Annotated in this window: 21 protein-coding genes and 2 pseudogenes; 14 read left to right on the forward strand and 9 right to left on the reverse strand. The window is 59.3% G+C overall.

Annotated elements, in window-relative coordinates; translation table 11 throughout:
- Positions 1-263 (forward strand): annotated as a pseudogene (locus GA0061099_RS43420) (IS110 family transposase); the annotation flags it as partial.
- Between the two features lie 2 nt (positions 264-265).
- Here the strand turns inward: GA0061099_RS43420 and GA0061099_RS36195 are convergent.
- From GA0061099_RS36195 to GA0061099_RS36215, 4 genes and pseudogenes are all read right to left on the reverse strand, one after another.
- Positions 266-525: pseudogene (locus GA0061099_RS36195) on the reverse strand (transposase); the annotation flags it as partial.
- A 235-nt stretch (positions 526-760) separates the two neighbouring features.
- On the reverse strand, positions 761-1,570 hold the full coding sequence (locus tag GA0061099_RS36205; RefSeq protein WP_083235162.1) for a HamA C-terminal domain-containing protein: 810 nt from the start codon (positions 1,568-1,570) through the stop codon (positions 761-763).
- Between the two features lie 586 nt (positions 1,571-2,156).
- Positions 2,157-3,173 carry a nucleotidyl transferase AbiEii/AbiGii toxin family protein gene (locus tag GA0061099_RS36210; protein ID WP_074448444.1) on the reverse strand — a complete coding sequence of 339 codons (1,017 nt, stop codon included), beginning with the start codon at positions 3,171-3,173 and terminating at the stop codon, positions 2,157-2,159.
- The gene (locus GA0061099_RS36215) at positions 3,163-3,756 is read right to left on the reverse strand and encodes a DUF6088 family protein (protein WP_074448445.1); all 594 of its coding nucleotides are present in this window, start codon (positions 3,754-3,756) and stop codon (positions 3,163-3,165) included. The genes GA0061099_RS36210 and GA0061099_RS36215 overlap by 11 nt, the downstream gene beginning before the upstream one ends.
- A 135-nt stretch (positions 3,757-3,891) precedes the next feature.
- Here GA0061099_RS36215 and GA0061099_RS41655 point away from each other — a divergent pair, with 135 nt between their 5' ends.
- The 3 genes from GA0061099_RS41655 to GA0061099_RS36225 all read left to right on the forward strand — a co-directional run bounded on the left by GA0061099_RS41655 (position 3,892) and on the right by GA0061099_RS36225 (position 6,250).
- Positions 3,892-4,065 (forward strand): hypothetical protein, encoded by a 174-nt coding sequence (locus tag GA0061099_RS41655; RefSeq protein ID WP_158644911.1) that lies wholly within the window; start codon positions 3,892-3,894, stop codon positions 4,063-4,065.
- 725 nt (positions 4,066-4,790) lie between these two features.
- Complete coding sequence (locus tag GA0061099_RS36220; RefSeq protein WP_244621030.1) at positions 4,791-5,603, forward strand: SMODS domain-containing nucleotidyltransferase; 813 nt, start codon at positions 4,791-4,793, stop codon at positions 5,601-5,603.
- Positions 5,604-5,647: 44 nt separating this feature from the next.
- Positions 5,648-6,250: an SLATT domain-containing protein gene (locus tag GA0061099_RS36225; RefSeq protein WP_074448446.1), complete on the forward strand. Its 603-nt coding sequence runs from the start codon at positions 5,648-5,650 to the stop codon at positions 6,248-6,250.
- 22 nt (positions 6,251-6,272) lie between these two features.
- On the opposite strand, the gene GA0061099_RS36230 is transcribed toward GA0061099_RS36225, so the two are convergent.
- Complete coding sequence (locus tag GA0061099_RS36230; protein ID WP_083235163.1) at positions 6,273-6,596, reverse strand: helix-turn-helix domain-containing protein; 324 nt, start codon at positions 6,594-6,596, stop codon at positions 6,273-6,275.
- Between the two features lie 330 nt (positions 6,597-6,926).
- On the opposite strand from GA0061099_RS36230, the gene GA0061099_RS36235 reads away from it, so the two are divergent.
- From GA0061099_RS36235 to GA0061099_RS36250, 4 genes are all read left to right on the forward strand, one after another.
- The gene (locus tag GA0061099_RS36235; protein ID WP_074448448.1) at positions 6,927-7,172 is read left to right on the forward strand and encodes a hypothetical protein; all 246 of its coding nucleotides are present in this window, start codon (positions 6,927-6,929) and stop codon (positions 7,170-7,172) included.
- Entirely contained in the window at positions 7,169-7,669 is a 501-nt protein-coding gene (locus GA0061099_RS36240; RefSeq protein WP_074448449.1) for a hypothetical protein, read from the forward strand. Before GA0061099_RS36235 ends, GA0061099_RS36240 begins: the two co-directional genes overlap by 4 nt.
- A complete protein-coding gene (locus GA0061099_RS36245; protein ID WP_141697758.1) occupies positions 7,662-8,513 on the forward strand; it encodes a DUF2971 domain-containing protein in 852 nt (283 codons plus the stop codon). Before GA0061099_RS36240 ends, GA0061099_RS36245 begins: the two co-directional genes overlap by 8 nt.
- A gap of 63 nt (positions 8,514-8,576) precedes the next feature.
- Positions 8,577-8,927 carry a DUF2200 domain-containing protein gene (locus tag GA0061099_RS36250; protein ID WP_074448451.1) on the forward strand — a complete coding sequence of 117 codons (351 nt, stop codon included), beginning with the start codon at positions 8,577-8,579 and terminating at the stop codon, positions 8,925-8,927.
- 130 nt (positions 8,928-9,057) lie between these two features.
- On the opposite strand, the gene GA0061099_RS42420 is transcribed toward GA0061099_RS36250, so the two are convergent.
- Positions 9,058-9,363 (reverse strand): hypothetical protein, encoded by a 306-nt coding sequence (locus GA0061099_RS42420; protein WP_244621031.1) that lies wholly within the window; start codon positions 9,361-9,363, stop codon positions 9,058-9,060.
- An 81-nt stretch (positions 9,364-9,444) separates the two neighbouring features.
- Entirely contained in the window at positions 9,445-10,191 is a 747-nt protein-coding gene (locus GA0061099_RS36255; protein WP_244621032.1) for a hypothetical protein, read from the reverse strand.
- Positions 10,192-10,396: 205 nt separating this feature from the next.
- On the opposite strand from GA0061099_RS36255, the gene GA0061099_RS36260 reads away from it, so the two are divergent.
- A complete protein-coding gene (locus GA0061099_RS36260) occupies positions 10,397-11,497 on the forward strand; it encodes a DUF4236 domain-containing protein (protein WP_074448452.1) in 1,101 nt (366 codons plus the stop codon).
- A 35-nt stretch (positions 11,498-11,532) separates the two neighbouring features.
- Here GA0061099_RS36260 and GA0061099_RS36265 read toward each other — a convergent pair whose 3' ends face one another.
- Positions 11,533-11,937 carry a hypothetical protein gene (locus GA0061099_RS36265; RefSeq protein WP_074448453.1) on the reverse strand — a complete coding sequence of 135 codons (405 nt, stop codon included), beginning with the start codon at positions 11,935-11,937 and terminating at the stop codon, positions 11,533-11,535.
- 149 nt (positions 11,938-12,086) lie between these two features.
- Positions 12,087-12,884, reverse strand: coding sequence for a hypothetical protein (locus GA0061099_RS36270; RefSeq protein WP_141697759.1), 798 nt, complete (start codon positions 12,882-12,884; stop codon positions 12,087-12,089).
- A 190-nt stretch (positions 12,885-13,074) separates the two neighbouring features.
- On the opposite strand from GA0061099_RS36270, the gene GA0061099_RS36275 reads away from it, so the two are divergent.
- From GA0061099_RS36275 to GA0061099_RS36295, 5 genes are all read left to right on the forward strand, one after another.
- Positions 13,075-13,572: an RraA family protein gene (locus GA0061099_RS36275; protein ID WP_244621033.1), complete on the forward strand. Its 498-nt coding sequence runs from the start codon at positions 13,075-13,077 to the stop codon at positions 13,570-13,572.
- A 177-nt stretch (positions 13,573-13,749) separates the two neighbouring features.
- The gene (locus GA0061099_RS36280) at positions 13,750-15,657 is read left to right on the forward strand and encodes a sucrose-6-phosphate hydrolase (protein ID WP_074448456.1); all 1,908 of its coding nucleotides are present in this window, start codon (positions 13,750-13,752) and stop codon (positions 15,655-15,657) included.
- A gap of 85 nt (positions 15,658-15,742) precedes the next feature.
- The gene (locus GA0061099_RS36285; protein ID WP_083235164.1) at positions 15,743-16,852 is read left to right on the forward strand and encodes a PfkB family carbohydrate kinase; all 1,110 of its coding nucleotides are present in this window, start codon (positions 15,743-15,745) and stop codon (positions 16,850-16,852) included.
- Positions 16,853-16,873: 21 nt separating this feature from the next.
- Positions 16,874-17,974 (forward strand): phosphoribosyltransferase-like protein, encoded by a 1,101-nt coding sequence (locus GA0061099_RS36290; protein ID WP_074448458.1) that lies wholly within the window; start codon positions 16,874-16,876, stop codon positions 17,972-17,974.
- Positions 17,974-19,890, forward strand: coding sequence for an ORC-CDC6 family AAA ATPase (locus tag GA0061099_RS36295; protein ID WP_074448459.1), 1,917 nt, complete (start codon positions 17,974-17,976; stop codon positions 19,888-19,890). Before GA0061099_RS36290 ends, GA0061099_RS36295 begins: the two co-directional genes overlap by 1 nt.
- Positions 19,891-20,021 lie beyond the last annotated feature (131 nt).

The following is a 20,021-nucleotide window of genomic DNA, read 5'->3' on the forward strand; positions in this document are numbered from 1 at the left end:
CGCACCGATACTGCGCTCGGCGCCTTTTACAGGCGACTTTCATCGCGCGTCGGCAAGGCCAAGGCCGTGACCGCCGCGGCCCGCAAGATCGCAGGTCTGTTCTACAATGCTGTGCGATACGGAATGGACTATGTCGATCCCGGGGCCTCGTCATACGAGACGCGCTACCGGACGCGAGTGGTCAACAATTTGCATCGGCGTGCCAAGGCATTCGGCTTCTTCTCCAGCCGTTCGAGCCGAACGTCGGCGATGCCGTTTCTTAGGAATCGTTCTCAAGCGTCAGCTCCCCGATCTTGGCGTGCAGCGTTTTCACGTCCACCGCGGGCTCTCTCGTTCTGTTGCCGCCGCCAGGACCAAATACCTCGCCGCCGCTTCCTGAAGCTGGGACTTCCACTGCGTGATCTGGTTCGGGTGTATGTCGAAATGCTCAGCCAGCTGGGCCAGCGTCATCTCGCCCTTGATCGCCGCTAACGCCACCTTGGCCTTGAATGCCGGTGCGTGTTGCCGGCGGGCTCGTCTGCTCATCGTCTCTCCTGATTCGCGGGACAATCTTGCCCGCCGTCAGGCAGAAAATCCACTTATCGCCCTGTCCAGATTTCCGGAGCCAGCTCTGACGTCAATCCCAACGACGTTTTCATTGCATTACGAAAGTCGTCACAAAATCCGAACGGCACATAGAAAATATGGATCTCGAAACTTTCGATCCCGCGGTTTACCGCACGCGATTTGGCCATTTTGCACCAATCGGGGAATGCCGCCTTCACTTTGGCCGTGAATTCGGCATGTTTGATCTGATTAGGCTTTTGTGGGTAATCGTAATCGAATCCCACGAGACAGATTCCCCGCCACGAAACCTCGTGAAAGCGACCGAGTGTGGGTTGATCGAGTCTATAATTTGTTTCTGCAATTCGGCGTCGGCGAGATCCATGTAATGATCGAGAAGTGCCAGTTCACGTCGTTTGTCCGATCCACCTGTTCCCGGCCCAAGGAGAAAAGGCTTCAGGCCGTCGAAGGCCTCCGATAACGCTCCATCAAGATCTTTATGGACCTTTGACTCGCACCAATAAATGGCGAGCTCGTCGGGTCGATCGCAGGGCCCGCAATGCACACCGTCCAACCCGTGGAAATGCATCTCGCCATCGGTCTTGAGGTCCATTTTGCAAAGCAACTGCGGCAATTTCAAAAAGCTCTCGGCGAGAACAAACAGCAGCATCTCTCCCTGCTCGCCGGACATCCCGTGTTTTTTGAAGGTGTCGATCGCCCGCCGACGCAGCCTTTCATTTTTTAAACGAGCTTCCAGATCTGTTGATGAGCTTGCAGCCATCAGCAACCGACGGGGCGTGACGTAATCGAGCAGCCAGTTCGCCACTTCATCCGTGAAGTCAGAGAGGCGGGGCAAGGAGCTGCCGTCGAGCGCGACATGATGGCAATGGGCAACGGCTTTTGTGCCGTCTACCGCGGCGTGCGTTGTGACAGTTGTAAAAACCGCTGAAAGATCGAGACCCCGCCGGGTTAAGGCTGCCAGGCGCTCGGCAAGCGTCATCCCCGCAGACGCGACAGAAGCATCCATAAATCAGATCGCCAAACCGAAAAACGAATACTAAAAAGAACTCAACTATTTGGCAAACCTGTCCGTCAAACTCCTGTGGGTTGTGTATCACCTAAAATGAACAAACGACGAACATTTCGCCGCTATCCGGGACGACTGGGGTGGCCGTGTCATGATACCGGCACAGCTGTTGATGACAATCGTTCTGCGAACCCGTCTCATAGTCGAAGCATGCGCGAGCAAGAGTGATCGGCCTCGGCGCGAAGGGACCGTGGGAGGGTGACCCGCTGGTGCCCTATGAAGTCTTCCCTATCTCGGCGGGACAGAAGCTTCTGTTATCATCCTGAACCGCGCGCGATCTTCCCGCTCACCGTCCCTGATTTCGCTCGGTCAACTACGGCATCATGCCAGCGCGCGACAAACAGCAGCCAAACGATGATTCCGCGCAGGGACGGTTCATACCGGATCAGGCTCTTCGCCTAATTTCCGACACAGGAGGTCAGAAGTCAGAATCTCCTACCGCAGATACGAATTCGAAGTTGTTAACGTGATTTCGTCCACCGATCGGGATTCGCCTTAGCGCGTCCTGCCGATGCTGGCTGGCGATTCAGGACGGTTTGTTGGCCCGCGTTTCAATGTCCGCACAGCGCTGCATCAATTCATCGAACTTGTCTGGCGTGTCGAGCAAAAGCCCATCGGCCACCATGTGCTTGTAATCTTGCTCTAAGACGTCTCGCGTCTCTCCCTCGGGAACGAGCTTCAATGCACCACCGACAGCTGCGCGATAATCGATGACCGAGCCTGCAGCATCCTTCTCCGAGAAAAACCAGGATTTGTGCTCCGCGACAACCGCAGCAAGCTTCCGGTCTTTCAGTGCCTTCTCTGCAATTCCGGCATCGTCCAATCGCACAAGATCGTACCAGTGGCGGGCAAAACGCTCACCTTTCAATTTGCCTTGAACGCAAAAGACATGGATCGCAGTAGCCTTTTCCCAGAAGGTACGCTCCGCTTTCATGGTCTTCGGCTTGGCCGCGGGAAATTCGAGCGTCTCGAGGTATTGGGCGGCGTCGCAAACGACCTCGTGTATCTCGCTCGGCTCGCCTGTGGATCGTGCGCCGAATTCGAGCATCACCGCAGGACTTACATAACCGCTCCCGCTCTCCAAAGGATTGTATGTGACGAAAATCTTGTCGTCCTTGGCTTCAGCCTTTGCGTTGAGCTTGTCGTCCTTCAGGCGCTGATTAATGACGGGCAGCGCCTTGTCTCGAACCCAGACGGGAAGACGCTCTCGCGCCTGCGCGCTCCACTTCTTGCCCTGGCTGCGGTTCTGAGGAACAGGGTTGTCGTCGTTCGTGTTCACGAGATCCGGAGCTATTGTCCGGATGTCGTAGGTCAGATCGACATCTTCCGAAAAACGGCGGATGGCACCGTAGGCCTTCGAGAGCGACGTTCCGCCCTTGAAGACGAGATGGTCGCCCAGCGCCGAGGAAAAAAGCGCGTTCAAACACCAAACGACCCAGACGTCCTTCTCGAGCAGATGGGCTGGCCGTCCGGAGTTTGAGGCAGCAACACCGAGCGCCTCTCGACGCTCGGCGTCTGATAGATTTAAGAACTTATCCGACACGCAGTTCGCTTACCGGTCCGGCAAGCCAAGTCGGCAATGAAGAGGCGGCGGACTTCAGCTCGCTCACTTCAGTCGGAGTGAGTTTCTCACTGACAGACCGCAGCGCTTGTCGTGCCGTCTTTGGACCAACCCAGGCAAGCGCGCGCACCACCTCGCCTGCTCGACGGTTTGCAAGGGTGAGCTGCCAACCAGGTGCATGCCTGAGCTCCACAACTTGCTTGCCGAGGTGAAGCTCGCGAGACGGACCGGACGTCAGGTAAACTTGGCGAACCGGTACCTGCGTTGTCAAACCAAGACGGTTGGCCGCCGCAGCTCCGCTGGACACGATAGTCTCACCGCTACGGACCTTGGTTTCCTCGACGACCTTCTCAACCGACGGAGCTCTGACTCCGAAACGGCTTTCGACCGGACGCAAATAGACCCCTCGTCTCGCGCGCAGGAGTTTTCCTCGCTCGGTAAGACGCGACAGAGCCTGATCGACGGCAGCCCGCTTTCCAAGATGTAAAAGTGCCTTGGCAGCAATCGGCGCGCCTTCCGGCAGCTCTTTGGTGAATTCCAGAATCCGGGTGCTCAGGGTGCTCATGGCACATACTCCAGTTGTCAGAAACATAGGAGAACTTCTGACACTCTACAAGCCGCTGACTTTCAAAAATATTTCGACGCCAAATCAATGACTTATCATAATAGATCCGATTCGGCCCCTTCTTGGGGTGGGCAAATGGAGCAAACAGCCGCCTCAAAAATTCCCTCGGTTCTCGCCGGTTTTGCTCGTTTTGGCGCGCTTTGGCGGGCCTTTGACGGCCGCCATCGGCCCCGCTCCGGTTCCATCCTGCAACCAGGTGACAACCAGAAAAAGTCGCGCGCGAAAATGATCTCTGGCTGTATTTCCTAATCATATTTCGTTTTGCGTTTTCCGGGCGCCGGCGGCGCGCGACAGCCCCCTTGTCGGATGCTGCCGCCTCGAAGCCGGCCGGCCGCAACCGCCAAGCTTGCGGCCCGCGCCGCTGACGCCTAGGCTCGGTCCTTGCCGCTCGACGCCGCGCCCGAACGTCACACAACCGCGCCGATCGGTCAGCCAAAACCCCGCAACCAACCGGCCATCCTGCCCACGCGTTTCACGTTGCCGTGATTGCCGCGTGACCACATCCGCGCCCCTGCGGCACGCCCCTGAAAGCGCCCGTTTCAAATACTCGTGGAAGTTGCGGTCGAACTCCGCCCTCTATTCGACCGTGCCGCCGCCGCTGGGCGCACCGTCCGCAGCGCTCACCAACCGGCCCGGTTTGCTTTTGAATCCTTGAACAGAGCCGCCGCAGAGCGCCGACGGTCCGGGCCGGTCACGGACATCCGGCGCGCGGTCGTGCCTCGCTCCACCACCTTTTCGGTAAGGATTCAATTGCAGTTGCGGCGCTCGCCAGCACCTCGTCCATCACGACCGTCGCCGGTGCCGGGCGTCACCTCCGCCTCGCACCATCCCCGATTGGCCTCTCGCCGGGCAAGGATTCGACTGGCCTGCCAAAGCTGTGGACAGCGTCGCAGTCCCCGCTTGCCTGAACATAACCCCTCCCCACATCGACCGGCAAGCGGGCCAACCGGCCAGCGACACGCGCAAGGGCATGCATGGGCGTCGGGGAAGACTTTCAAAAATTCAAGAACAACTACCAGATCACGACCGAGCAGATCGCGTCGATCTCCTATCGCTACAAGCGCATCACCCGCCAGCTCAACACCGATTTCTGGAACACCAATTCCGAGACGGCGCACAGCCTTTATGTCGGCTCCTACGGCCGCGACACCGCGGCCAAGGGCCTCAGCGACCTCGACATCGGCTTCATCCTGCCCAATACCGTCTATCATCAGTACAACAACCATCAAGGTAATGGACAGTCGGCCCTGCTCCAGGCCGTCAAGAAGTCGATCCAGAAGACCTACCGGACCTCGGAGAGTTTTGGCGATGGCCAGGTCGTGGTGATCTCGTTCGATGACAATGTGACCTTCGAGGTTCTGCCGGCCTTCGAAAATAGCAGCAACAGCTGGACCTTTCCGAATGCGAATAACGGCGGCAGCTGGAAAGACTGCAATCCTCGCGCCGAGATCGCCGCAATCGACACCCGCAGCGCGCTGACCAACAAAAATCTAAAATACCTCGGCCGGATGATGCGGGTCTGCGCGCCACTGCGCGGTCCCAATCAGCGGCATGTTGATCGACACGTTGGCGTATCAGTTCATCGAGACCTATCCGCACCGCGACAAGTCGTTCTTCTATCACGATTTCATGGCGCGCGATTTTTTCGACTACCTGTCAAAACACGATCAGAACCAGACCGTCTGGCGCGCGCCCGGCAGCGGCTCTCACGTCCACCGCAAAGGCGTGTTCGAACACAAGGCGCGCAGCGCATATCTGCGCGCGAGCGAGGCGATCCAGTACAATGACGACAATCATCAATGGTCCCGACGACAGAAATGGAGAGAGGTGTTTGGCTCCCTCTATCCCGGCTGAGCCGGAGCGCTACGCCTTCGAAAGCCAGGTGCGGGAAAGTTTTGGACGCTGCGCCTACACCCACAAGACCCACGAGAAGATGGCCGAGGGCTATGCTGCCCGTCTCGGCCACATCAAGCTCGTCCAGATCGTGCTGTCTGGACTGACTACGATCGGTGCCGTCGGCGTGATCTTCGACCCCAGCTCGGTCTACTTTCCTTACGCCACGGCGGTGCTTGCGTTCGCCTTGTTCTTCGTCAACGGCTACGTCAAGGATATCGACCCCGGCGAGGCCGCGCAAAGGCATCGCGAGGCTGCCTCAGACATATGGAATATAAGAGAAGCCTATCTCAGCCTGCTCGCCGACACCCGCGATGGCGCGATTTCACTCGCTGAACTGCGCCGACGCCGCGACGAGCTACAGGCCCAGCTGCACAAGATCTATCGCATCGCGCCCCACACCGATGGCAAGGCCTATGGCAAGGCCCAGGACGCCTTGAAGAACAAGGAAGACCTGACGTTCACCGACGAGGAGATCGACGCGTTCCTGCCGGCGCCGCTCAAGCGGACCGTCAAGGGCGGTTCAGGACCGAGCTTATAGAGCGCGAGCCGACTGGATTGGGTCAGCGTGGCCGCGATTTCGCGGGACTCCCCGCCTTTTTCGTGGACTTCTTTCCCCCGCCACGCGCGGCCGGCTTCGTCCCTCGCGCGAGCACGGTGCCTTGTGGCAGCAGCAGCTCGGCGACCTGGACGCCGAGCGCGGACGCGATCCTGTGCAACGACCGCAGGGTGGGATTGGCTTTTTCAGCCTCGACCTGGCTGACCAGCGCCTGGCGCAAGCCCGTTTCGTCGGCCAGGTCATATTGCGTCCATGATTTGCGCAGCCGACGTTCCCGCACGTTTCGCGCAAGCAATCTTAGTGTATATGCCGGTTTCCGGGGCCTCATCCGGCAGGATGATGCATTTCGGAAGCCCGGACAAAACACGCTATAACGTATGAAATACGTTTTGACGTGTCCTGTGCACCGATTTTCCGCCCTGGTTTCAATGGGCGCCTGGCGGCCCGGGAGCCCGGCTCGGCCCTGAAGGACGGAGCCACCGCGTTCTAGCTCTTCCGGCGCTATCTGCACGCCTGGTCGATACCAGGCCAATGAACCGCCAAGTGGTCTGTGCCAAGCGGATCTGCCAAGCCTTGGGCACCGCCCCCGCCCCGCCCAAGGCAGCAACCGAATCGGATATGCTTTCGGCCCGATCAGTTTGCACGCTTGGGTCCCGTCATGATGCAACGATCCGACATCGTCTCGGCCGGCATTCCGCCGCGCGCCGAACTCGACGACCTGCTGGCCTGCCCGTCCTCGACCGACGTCCCGCGCCTCTGGCTCGACGCGCTATCCGGAGCAAGGGCCTGCCTCGATGCTGCGGACGCCCTGGAGGACGGCTCGCCACATCTTTGCCAGCTGATCGACGCCGCCGGTGAGATCGAGGAGGCAGCGATCCGGGCTCTGTCGCAGGTCGCAGCGTGATCGGCGAATGGCTCGGTCTCTCCAAGCTCCTGCCCGGCGCCGCCTCGGCTGCGAAGGCGGTCTACGACCGCGTGGTCGGAAACTCGCCCGGGCTCAACTTTGACACCACGAGCGGCGGCATCGAGCTCCACGTTTTCAATACGAGGGACGAGACCATCATCGTCGAGACCGTCCAGGCCTCGCCGCCGCTACTCGGCTTCTCCGAAGGAGAAGCACTTCACGACGTCCTCAGGGCCGCAACGCGTCAGGTCAATGATGCAGATGGGGATCGTCCGATTGTCGTGATATCTCCCGGCGAAAAGGCCGAGATCAGGATTCTCAGGACGACACTGCAGGGCAATCAGGCCGATCAGATTATTCGCGTCACCGCCCGCTGGCGCACTGCCCGCCGTCGCCCGTTCTCGCGAAGCACAGTCTCGGTTTCAATCAGCGTTCGGGACATTCGCGACCTGCTTGTCGAGGTTGACCGCAAGCAGCCGGGAATCGTGCTTGTCTGAATTTCATCGCGAAGGCCACTCGAACCGCATGATCTTGTACCACTACACCTCCGCCGCCGGCCTCCATGGCATCGTTGCCGGCAAGTCCCTGTGGACCTCACACTACCGTTTTCTCAACGACACCTCCGAGTTCCGGCACGGCTGGGATATCGTGCTCGCGGCCATTGAGCGCCGGGGCGCCGAGATCCGGCAGATATCGTCGCTCGCCTGGGAAACGATAACGCTGTTTCGCCAGCACAGCGAAAGCGTCCATGCTTTCGTCGGATCCCTCACCTCCAACGGCGATCTGCTGTCGCAATGGCGCGGCTACAATCGCGGACAGGGTTTTTCGATCGGCTTCGACGCCGATTGGCTGTTGCAGAACGCCGCAGCGCAAGGCTTCGACATCACGCCCGTGATCTACGATACCGAACAGCAGCACGCGGCGGCCGACGCGGCTGTCGCCCTGCTCATGGCACTTCTGTCGGAAGGCACCGATGAGGCGGAAGGCGCTCGCGCCCAGGTCAAGCGATGGTGGCCGCATGCGCTCAAAACGGCGCTTGTGCTCAAAAACGAGCATTTCCGTGAAGAGTGCGAATCCCGTCTGGTCTGGGCCGGAATATCCTGGCCGCCCGGGCTGAAAACCCGCGTCTCCCGTGCCGGGCTTGTCCCCTACCGGTCATGTCAGTTCAACGAAGTCATCATCCACAATTCGATTTCGCATCCCAACAACTGCGGCATCGAGGAAATCATCATAGGTCCAGCCCTCGCGCCACAGCAGGTCTGGGCGGTGGAGGCTCTCCTCGCCACCCATCAGATGCGCCTTGCAATCAAACGCTCGGCGATACCGTATGTCGCGGACTGAAGGCCTTTGCGCCTGACAGGCTTGCCCTGTCGACTGACCAGCTATCTTTAGGAAAGTGGCGCCATGGCAAAACACCGGATTTACACGACAAGCTTCGCCAGCATTTATCCGCTCTACGTTGCCAAGGCCGAGAAAAAGGGGCGCACGAAGGCCGAGGTCGATCAAATCATCGCCTGGCTGACCGGCTATGATCAAAAAGACTTCGAGGCCCAGCTAGCACGCAAGACCGATTGCGAGACGTTCTTTGCAGAGGCGCCTCGGCTCAATCCGTCGCGGGCGCTGATCAAGGGCGTGATTTGCGGCATGCACGTCGAAGACATCAAAGAGCCGACCATGCAAGAAATCCGCTACCTGGACAAGTTGATCGACGAACTGGCGCGTGGAAAGGCCATGGAGAAAATTCTCAGACAATGACGCTGGCTTTTCGACCGAGCATTGTCGTCGCTGCCCTGAACTCGCTTCTTTGCCTGATCCATTTGGCCCACTCACGATCGTCCCATGCTGCGCGGCCTGTGGCGCGCGCTCGGATGCCGCTCGGCCCGTGCTAGGATTGCTGCTCCTTCCATCGACGATGCTGCTCACGAAGCGCGGTCTCAGTTGCGGCAAGCTTGCGATCGTAGTCCAGACTGCCGGGGCTTTCGGCAGCCACCTGCGCAGAAAGGATAAGGATCCGCCACGCCGCGTACTCGTGAAATGGGTTTAGGGCCATGACGTTACCGAGCGTGAGATCACTGGACGCCGGTGCCAACAACAGCCTGGAGAAGGCTGCGATAGCAGCAGTCATATGCCAATTCGAGACGAACAGCACCAATGCGCACAGCGCGAGCAACGCGACCGGAGCTCCCTTCATCCTATAGTACTCCGGACGGACCTTACCAAAATCGATGCCGCCATTCGCAGCGACGAAGGCGGCAAGCGAGACCGCTGCATCTTAGTAGCGTTGGAGTACGGTCGGATCGAACACCTCGCGCTGATAGTGCTTGCGAAGAAGCTCTCCCGCTTGTCGACAAATCCCGTCGTCGATTGGGACACCCTTTATCAGATCGAAGAGGTGCTGATGATCTTCGGTGAACTGATACTTGGCGGCGGCTTTCCAGTTGAATGCGGGCATTTCCGCCTGAGCTGGATGGAATGTCCAACGCTGGTAGCTGGGATGACGATGCAGCGCTCGCGTCCACGAAATCGCCTCTGGTGGGGTTGTCAAGGTGAACCGGCTGGCGGACTTGAGATCGAAAAACCACTGGCGCATGTCCCGAATACGCCGCTGGTCAAATAACCCCTGCTCGATGCCTTTGCACACCAGGAGCCGCACGGCCCTGGTTTCTGTGCTCTTCTCCGAACCGAAGTCGAGGAGACTTGGCTGCGCGGATCGATCCTCGTCGTCGCCGTGGAACTCGCAGAATGGGTGGTGGGCATCGCCACCATCGGGATCGACGAACCTGAAGTGCGCTTGCCGGAGAACAGCCCTTGATGCGCGCGACCTTGCGGAGCGAACCACGCGTGGACCGAACTTGCCGCACGATGAGCATTGGATATCGGCGCGGATCGCCTCGCCAGATGCGCTGAGAAGCTCAGCTCCATCGCGTTCGGCCGTCGGGTTTTCGCCTGTCATCAGCATCGCGAGCTGGTCGACATCGAGTTCGCGGGCGAATTTGACTGAAAAAGCAGTTGCGGGCATTGCTCCCCCAAGCAATTTGATTCTGGAGCGCCGGATCGAGCGACGCGACGGTACGCTAGATATCAGGATTTACGTCGGGTCAGGACTCCGGTGGAGACTTATCAACTATACCTGCGGGCCAGCGCCCCCTCACTCTTGTAGTGCTCGATCTCTGCGCGATAAACTGGCACGATACTACTTTCACCGTTTGCCATTCGTTGTTCCGATGGGCTTTAGATTTCGCCGCAGCTTCAAGATCATTCCCGGCGTCCGCGTTAATGTGAGCGGGAGCGGTGCCAGTGTCACGCTGGGGCCGCACGGCCTGCACTACACTCTCGGCCCGCGTGGCACGCGAACGACGGTCGGTCTGCCGGGATCCGGGGTGTCGTGGACGTCCTACCAACCATACGCGGCCGCCAGCGCCTCGCCGCCTCCCCTGCCGCACGTACACCAGCCGCCCGCTCCTGGCCCGATCGAGATCAGCCAGGGCACGGTGATCGACAGTGCTCCGATCGATGAGTTGGTCGCCAACTCAACCATCGACATTGCGCAAACTCTGGCGGCCGCCCGATCCCGATGGCGGCGATACAAGATACTGATCGCGATGCTGTCCGCGCTCATTGCCGTTGGCGCCCTCATGGTGGCCGGCTCGGCTTCGACCGTCCACCCGGTCGCGGCCTTTGTCCTGACGGCCGGCGTGGTTCTGATCCTCGGATCGCTGGCAATCCACGGCCGCCAGTCCAGCACGGTGTCGCTCGAGTACGAGCTGTCAGCGGAGTATTCGTCGCGGTTTGACGCCCTCGCTTCGGCCTTTCACGACCTGGCCAATTGCGGCGGGATCTGGAGCGTCCCTCTCGAGATGCAGGAAGCGGATTGGAAGCGCAACGCGGGTGCCTCGAAGCTGATCCAAAGGCACCGGATCGCCTTGAGCAGAGACAAGCCGCACCTGGTCAAAAGCAACGTCGAATTCCTGAAACTGCCTTTGGGCAAAGAGACCTTCTACCTGACGCCTGACGCCATCCTCGTCACCGCCGGCAGGACGGTCGCCGCCTTCGCCTACCAGGATGTCGAGTTCACGTTTCGAAATGCAAGGTTCATAGAGGAAGAGGCCCCACCTGCTGACGCCATTGTGGTGGACCAGACCTGGCGCTACGTGAACCGCAAGGGCGGTCCGGACCTGCGTTTCAAGAACAACCGGCAGCTACCGATCTGTCTTTACGGTGAGATCGATATGCGTTCCGCAGGGGGCGTGAACGAGCGCATCCAGTGTTCGCGCGGTGACGTCGCAGAGACATTTGTCGCTACCCTCAACGCGACGTCGCTCTGACCGGCGCCCGATCTTTGCGTGCGAGCGTTGCGCGATCACCCGCAGGGCGGAATACCGCTCGCCTTGGCATTTGCTTCCGACGTCTCTCCCACCTTGAAGCCTCCGCTCCAGATACTGACCGTCGGATCATCTCCCGACTTCGTGTAGCAGTAGCGCGCCGAGGAGTGCGCCAATGAGGCGTTCGGATTGTCGATCGCGTTTCGCAAATTGAGGACCGAGGCGCAGTGCAGCAGGATGTCGGTGATGTCGTCGCTGTGCAGAGACGGTACGTTCAGATCTGAGATGATCTCGCGCACGCGTTCATTGCCGCTATCTGCGGCTGCATCGGCAGTGGGCGGATTGCCGGCAAGCGGTTGCACCGCTGCGACCGCTTGAGCCTTCTTCGGCTTGCTCTTCTTCGACTTCTTGGCCTGACCTGTCTTTTTGCGCGAGGCGTTCACTGTATTCCTCCTCTTTAGGAATTATGCGGGTACCGCGAAGACCGGCTCTGAGCTGTTGATTGATGTGGAAGGCCTGAGCGAGCGGCGACAGCGACTTGCCGCCCTTGGCCAACGGTCCGAAGGTGAACACGACCTGATGCGTTCGCTCTCTACCTGCACTGAATAGGTTTCCAGACGGGTTCAGCGTGCCCGTCGTAAACTTCCACGTCGGTGTGATGTCTCCTGAAACCGTCTCCCTTGATCGAGACTGTTTGCGTCAGCACGTTCTTCTCGTCCTTGATCAGTTCAACGTTGTCCGGATCTCTCGCCAGGCCGAGCTTGACGATTTGAATGCGGGACTCGAGCAGCGGCAAGATCTTCAGATCGATGTCCACCAGCGGCGAGCCCTCCTTGTTTCCGGAGGGATCGCGGCACGGACGCTCCGTGCTGTTGCGTTGAAAGAGATTTGGCTTGTAGAGCGCTGCGATCGGATAGAAGACGTTGAAATTGTTCTCGTTCGTCGCAACCGCACCGCCGCTGATGCCGCCTGCAAGACTGAATACCGGGGAGAGTGGAGACACTGGCTCCCAAAGACCGGTCGGATTGACAGTCGAGTTCTCCGAGACCGTCAAATCCGTCGCAACTTCGACACCCCACCTGGCGAGAAAGCTGCTGTACACGCGATGATTGGCTCGTTCGCGAGCTTGAGCCAGATCTTCCTTGACCGCCAATGTCACCGCATAGCTCAGCTCGCAAACGATACTGCGAATGAGCGTCGAATTCATATCCTCGACTTCGCGCGAGCTCGATCTAGGCCAATCCCTTTGGCTTGGAATGTAAGTGCCGCAGCCGGTCAGCGACAGGCAAGCGACCCAGAACACGAGGTGCCGTAATCTCATGACAACATGCCTTTTGCCGGCGAGCCGGTTGATCACTGGCAAGCCAGGCTGAAAACAATCTGAAATCATCCTGCGACGCTCCCAATTCCCGTGCGACGCTTTGATGTGGCGACCATCATGGGTTTGCGAGCCCAATTTTTGATTGTTTTGGCTATTGAGCTAGCGCTGCGGCCAACGCGATCTTCGTTAGCCATAGACTGTCGGCTAGGCGCTAAGAGTGCGCTTTCGGGCAAATAATTCTCTGCCGCCAGCGGCGATCGTGGTCGACGGCGCACTGCGCGACGTGGTCGAATGGTACAGCGACGAGATATTGGTCTGGGCCCGTGGCCACACTCCCCGCGGTCCCTCAAAGGATGGGGCCGGCGAGGTCAATGTGCCGGTAGCCTGCGCGGGGATGGCGGCCGCGCCGGGGGACCTCGTAATCGCTGACGCAGACGGCGTCGTCGCGGTCCCAGCAGACGAGGCGCCCGGCCTGTTGGTGCGCGCGCGAGCGCATCTGGCGAACGAGGCACGCACCCGGACCCGCAACGCCGACGGAACGATCGACGAGGCCCGCTTCGACGCAGTCCTGCGCGCAATGGGGTGCCCGGTCGTCAGCCAAGAGAACGTCGCGGAGTTCGCGAGGCTGATCCAAGAAGCAGGCCATAAGATATCGACCCTGCTCGGCTCCCAGGCGTCGGCGACGCTGTCGCAGGACGAAGACCTGAAGGCGGGGGACGTAACGCCAATCAAGCGTCGCAGGGCCGCCAAAGCGTAGTTCGGGGCCGTCTGAACGAGTCCTCCGATGGCATCTTAATCGCGCTTACACAACCCAGCTTGCCGCCCACATCGGCTGGATTGTTGAAAGCGGCGACAACCCCGCCGCAATGTAATTGTTCCCTATTTGTTCTATGTATGATAAGGACGTAGACCTCATCTGGAAGGTAAGCGAGAAGTGGCTCGTCCCTACGCGCAAGAGATTGAAAAGCTTACCGAAACGCTGACGTGGGCCGGATCGGCATCGACCGACGATTTGGCTCGCGCAGTGCGAACGGCTGTGCTCGGCCCCCTTGTGGCCGTTGGCTCGGGCGGCTCGCTCAGCGCCGCGCACTTCCTCGCTCAGACGCACCAAAGTTTATCCGGCCAGCTTGGACGGACAGCGACCCCTTCCGAGTTGCTTAACGAACCTGCGCCACGTTCAGCCGCGATTTGGCTCTTGAGCGCTGGTGGAAGCAACGTCGATATCAATGGTGCCTTTGAGGACGCGGTGGCGCGCGAACCTCGCCAGCTCGCGGTTCTGTGCGGACGCGCGCAAAGCCGACTGTCGGATAGAACTCAGCAGCATCCTTATTGCGATCTGCTGCTCTACGAGCCTTCGGCCGGCAAGGATGGGTTTCTGGCAACCAATTCCCTCTTCGGCTTTTCCGCCCTGATCTTACGGGCCTATCTGGCCGCGACCCAAGCAAATGCCGACTGGGACGCCATTGAGCAGCAAATGTCTCGCCTGCTCTCCGCAGAAAATCAAACGACTTGGCGCAACTCTACCGAACACTTGTGGGGGCGGTCGACAACGGTCGTGCTGCACAGTCCGACTGCCCGAGTTGGTGCGATAGACCTGGAATCAAAATTTACCGAAGCAGCAATCGGGAACCTTCATTACGCTGATTGGCGAAACTTCGCGCACGGACGTCATCACTGGTTCGCCAAGCGTGGAAGAGAGAGCGCGATCATTGCACTCATTGGAGACGACGACGAACCGCTCGCGGAACGGACACTCGCCCTGATACCCGACGATATCCCGGTCGCTCGTCTCCGATTGCCTGGCCCACCGGAAGCGGTCTCCCTTGGCGCCCTCGCAGCGTCCCTGCTGCTGACGGGATGGGCGGGCGAGGCCCGAGGCATAGATCCCGGCCGGCCGGGCGTCCCGGAATTCGGACGAAAGCTTTACGGTCTTCCCCTCAGGAAGTCCGTCAAATCACGTCGTGGCGCTGACATCGCCGCGATAGAACGAAAGGCCTTCGCATCGCACGCACTGCTTGTTGAACGCGGGCAGTTTAAGTTCTGGCAGAGTGCGTATAACGACTTTGACGAACGACTGCGTGCGGCCTCGTTCTCCGGCGCCGTGCTCGACTATGACGGCACAATCGTGGACGCGCGCGCGCGCACCTTGCCGCCTGACAAAGATATTGTGCAAGTTCTTGTTCGCCTCATCGAAAATGGCTTGGTCCTAGCCATCGCGACGGGGCGCGGAAAATCGGTGCGCTTGTCTTTGCGCGAAGTTCTGCCGAAGGCGCTGTGGCCCAGTGTGACGATCGGCTACTACAATGGCCTCGAGATCGCGCCATTGAGTGACGATAGATCGCCGAACGACACGTCTCGGCCGACAGAGGCTTTGGCCGCGGTTGCCGCTCGTCTGCGGGCCCAACCGGAGGTCTCTCTTTGTGCGGAGCAGACGGATCGCGCGCATCAGATTACCCTGGAGCCCAAGCATTCCTTGCGAGAAGACCATCTGTGGCTCCTCGCGCAGCAGGCTATTTTGTCGGAGGGGGCCAGCGGCGTCCGCGTCGTAAGATCAAGTCATTCGATCGATATCATCGACGCCAAGCGAGCTAAAGGGGCAGTCATTGACGCAATGCGAAAGCGGATTGGGAGTGGCGCCATACTTTGCGTAGGCGACCGGGGACGCTGGCCGGGAAACGACCACGAATTGCTCGCCGAACCTCTTTCGCTGAGCGTCGACGAGGTCAACCTCGATCCTGCGACGTGTTGGCATCTGGGGTCCCAAGGATCGCGTGGGCCGGCCGTTCTCCTCGAATATTTGAGAAGATTGCGTTCGCACGAGGGGCGTTTCCTGTGGGAATGATCCGAGAAATCGACAATCGGGTCGCCCTATGCACACGTAAGTTGTAACTTGGCTGTTCAATTCGCCCCTGAAGGGAGCAGAGTAAATGCCCGTCAGATCCCAGCGCGATGCCGGGCCAACGTCGGCCGTCAGGTCATCGAAGGCGCGTGGCACGAAACAAACCGGAACCAGACGCCCCACCGCGTTCGGATCCGGTTTGATTGCGCTCGACCTCATTGTCAGCGCTGATTCGTCCTCGTCGTTTCAAGCCCATGCTGGCGGGACCTGCGGTAATGTGCTCACCGTGCTCGCCTATCTGGGGTGGAACTCCTATCCGGTTGCGCGACTCGGTGACGATGCCGCCTCCCAGGTTTTGCAGGCCGACATGAACCGATGGGGGGTGCATCTTGATCATGCCCGCTGCACCCCCAGTGCCCACACACCGATTATCGTCCAGCAGATCCGTCGCAAGCGCGACGGGACACCCACTCATTCGTTTTCCTGGGCCTGCCCTCGCTGCGGCAAGCGATTGCCCAGCTTCCAGCCTATCACCCGAACCGTGGTGGATTCGATTGCGCCTCACCTTGCGTCGGCCAAGGTCTTCTTCATGGATCGCTTGTCCAGAGGCATTCTCGACCTGGCTGCCCTGGCTGCCAAGAATGGCGCTCTCATCATGTACGAGCCATCCGGCGTCGCCGAACCGCGGCTGCTCCGGGAGGCGATCGAACTTGCTCACGTTTTGAAATACGCGGATGCGCGTCTTTCCGAAATCGAGAAGGCCTGGACCGAGCGCACGGCAACTGCGATCGAAATCCAGACCATGGGTGACCGTGGGCTGCGCTACCGGCACAAGCTTGGCAGCAAGCGCAGCAACTGGCTGAGTATACCGGCAATTAATGCGCCCCGGTTGGTTGACACCTGCGGTTCCGGAGATTGGTTCAGCGCCGGCCTTCTTACCGAGATATTTAGGCTGCAACCTGAGGGCCTGTCAAAATTGAAGGCTGGCCAACTGACGCAGGCGCTTCACTATGGCCAAGCGCTCGCTGCCTGGAATTGCGGCTTTGAAGGAGCTCGAGGCGGCATGTACGCATCGACCAAGAACGTGTTTCAGAAGCAGATTGCAAAACTGCTGGAGGGCGGCACCCCAGCTCTCCCGGCATCCACTAAGGCGAGCGTCGAAGCTGAGAGTCTTGACTGCCCCGCTTGCGTCGCGTGAGAGCTCCATCCCGGAGGAGGAATGAAGGAAGAACTTGCGCAGCGCCTGCTCGCTCTCGTCATGGAGTGGGACGAAAATCGACTTGCCCAGGAACTTCCGCGATTGGATCGGATGGCCCGGTTCAAGTACGACGAATATCAACAGTTCGGTCCCGGTCAAAAGTTTCTCGAAGCCCTTTGCCTCTGGTTGAAGCAGTTCGCCACCAAAGCCGAACGTGAGATTGCCTACGCCTTCGTGCGCGACCGCGTCGTCTTCGTTTCTGCAGCCGACATGCGCCATCTCGTCGAATCCAGCTTCCCCGACGTTATCCGCCCCTCCTTGATTACCGATGTCGCCAGTTCCACCGGAATCGCCCCCCATTGCATCACTGAAGTGGTCCGTCATCCCGACTATCAACGTTCGCTGCGTCAGACGCTCTTCCTGGGGCTGAGCGACGGCTCGAGAATGGATATCTTTCGGCGAGCAGCTTCCCTCGACAATGAGCAAGTCTGGCAGGCGTACGAAATCGGTAAACCGAAATCTGCGGGGATGCTCAAAGACCTCCAATCAGCTCTCGGCGATACGAATGCGCAGTTCGCTAGAATTGTGCTGATCGACGATTTTTCGGCGAGCGGCATTTCGTATATCCGCAAAGAGGAAGATCAATGGAAAGGCAAGCTGGTCAAGGCATTGAAACAGTTTCAGCCTAACGAAGACGCGTCCTGCCTGATCAAGTACTCCACGATTAAGATGCACATCGTTCTGTATGTGGCGACCAAGGCGGCCGTCGATTACATCGGCGGCAAGCTGGCCACCTACTGCAAAGAGCAATCGATTCCCGTCCCAAGCATCACCGCCGTCTACGAGCTTGCGCCCGACATGGCCCTGGCTTCGCCGCGCGACAAGGAGTTTCTCGCCCTGGTCGATTCCAATTCCTACTATCGAACTCGCCCGCTCGACGAGCACGAGGCGAAGGGAGGAACAGACACCATCAAGCGCGGCTTCGCAGCCTGTGGCTTGCCGTTGGTCCTGGCGCACGACTGCCCTAACAATAGTATCTATCTGCTCTGGGCCGATCCCCTCGAAGTCGGCAGCGCGCGTGGCCTCTTCCCGCGCATTGTGCGTCACCGCGAGGTCTCATAGTGGCTCGGAACGCTTTTGCCATTCGGACCTCCGAGACATCCTCGCCGGACGAGATATTCTCTCGATACTTTGCGCCTGAAGTGCTGAGCATCCTTCCGCAGGATCTGTTCGCTACAAGTGCGCTGGTGCTGCGAAGCGCGCCCGGAGGGGGCAAAACATCGCTTCTACGAATATTTACGCCAGGTCCTCTGATCCAGGTCATTCGTAATCGTCATCTCTCGCCGCACGACGAAATTCATCGAAGCCTGGCCCAGCTGGGTGTGGTCGACGAGGCGACGGCGCTTGCATTTGGAATCCTCGTTCCCTGCGCGAGTGGATACGCCGAAATCGGCCCTCAACTCGAAGAACGCACGTCTCGCGCGCTATTTCGCGCTCTGGTGAATGCTCGCATCATTCTCCGGTCGCTGCGAGCACTGTGCACGCTCCATGACCTTGATTATCCCAATGGCCTGGGCACGATCACCTGTGAGTACGCAGCATCGTTGTTCGACGAGGGGCCCATTCCGCGAAACGCCGACCTCAGCGCCCTGCGCGCATGGGCCGAGGACGTCGAGTCTCGCTGCTTCGCTCAACTCGACGCCGTCGGAAACACGTCCGTAGATCTGCCGCTTCACATGCAGTTTGATGCCGTGCTGTGGCTGTCGCAGGTGTCGTTCGTCATTCATGGCAGGACCGTCTCAGCAAAGCCAATCGTCATGTTCGACGATGTCCATCGGCTCCGCCCTTGGCAAAGAACTCTGCTGTATAGCGAACTGCTTGATCACAGACAGGGGGCATCCGTCTGGTTCGCAGAACGAACTTATGTGATCAATCCTTCTGAACTTTTGACAGGCGCGATCCCGCGGCGCGACTACGAAGAAGTGCGCATGGAGCAAGCCTGGAGCACGGCCAAATCCAAGCAGTACCTGAATTTCGTGACGTCCATCGCGAACCGACGCATGGCGCAGATGCGCACCGACCTGGAGAGCTTCGGCGACTATCTATCGAATACTGTCACGGACTACGCGACCCAAGACAGAATCGCAAAGGCCTTGCCAGAGATGGAGCAGAGGGTTCGCGACCTTGCAAGTGGTAGCGGCCTCTTCGACGAGTGGATCTCCAGCGCGGCTTCCTCCACGGCAGAGCCTTTCGACAAGGCGATCGAATGGACCCGCATTGGCATTCTCATCACGCGAGAGAAGCAGAAGGTTCAAGCATCCCTGGATCTAGCACCTCTGTCGGACGACGATCTGGAAGCGCGGACAGGCTCTGGCGTGCCCGCCGCTGCGGAGCGGTTTGTTTGCCGGAGGCACGACGTGCCCTATTTCTACGGAATTGAACGCGTGGTGCGACTCAGCTCCTACAATGTCGAGGAATTTCTCCAGATTTGCGCGGTCCTTTATGACCATATTTATGCGCAAAAGATCACGCGCTCACGCGGTAGCGGTCCAGTATCGGTCAGCGCAAAAATTCAGAACGACGCCCTGACCAAACTTGCCGAGAAAAGATTTAAAGAGCTGCCACGCCTGTTCGCGCTCGGCCCCCAGGCGCAACGCCTCATCGAAGCAATCGGCCTCATGTGCCGTGAGAAAACCTACGAGCCAAACGCTCCTTATGCACCTGGCGTGACGGGCATTGCCCTTTCCACGCAGGATCGCGAGGCGCTGGTGCAAGCTGGGCGGGATGGTCCCGGCAACCCGTATTTCGAACTCGCATCCACGATCAGCTCTTGCGTGGCGCAAAATCTATTCGAGGTGCGCGACAATCACAAGCAGGACAACAAGACGTGGGTCGTTCTGTATCTAAACCGGATATTTTGCGCGCAATTTGATCTTGTCTATCACGTTGGTGGTTGGCAACGCGTCTCTCTTAGACGGCTTCAGGATTGGTCGCGCGCGGTGGTACCGCGCGCGAATGAAAAGATAACATTGGTCTGATAGCATGTGGTGGGACCCCTACAATCTATATCGATCCTGACCTGCCACTGCGTATTTCCTCCAGAAGGAGTTAGAGTCCGGCCCGAAGAAGGACGGACAGATGAAGCGAGCAAGGTTCACGGAAGAGCAGA

This window comes from Bradyrhizobium yuanmingense (genome assembly GCF_900094575.1).
Taxonomy (GTDB): Bacteria; Pseudomonadota; Alphaproteobacteria; order Rhizobiales; family Xanthobacteraceae; genus Bradyrhizobium; species Bradyrhizobium yuanmingense.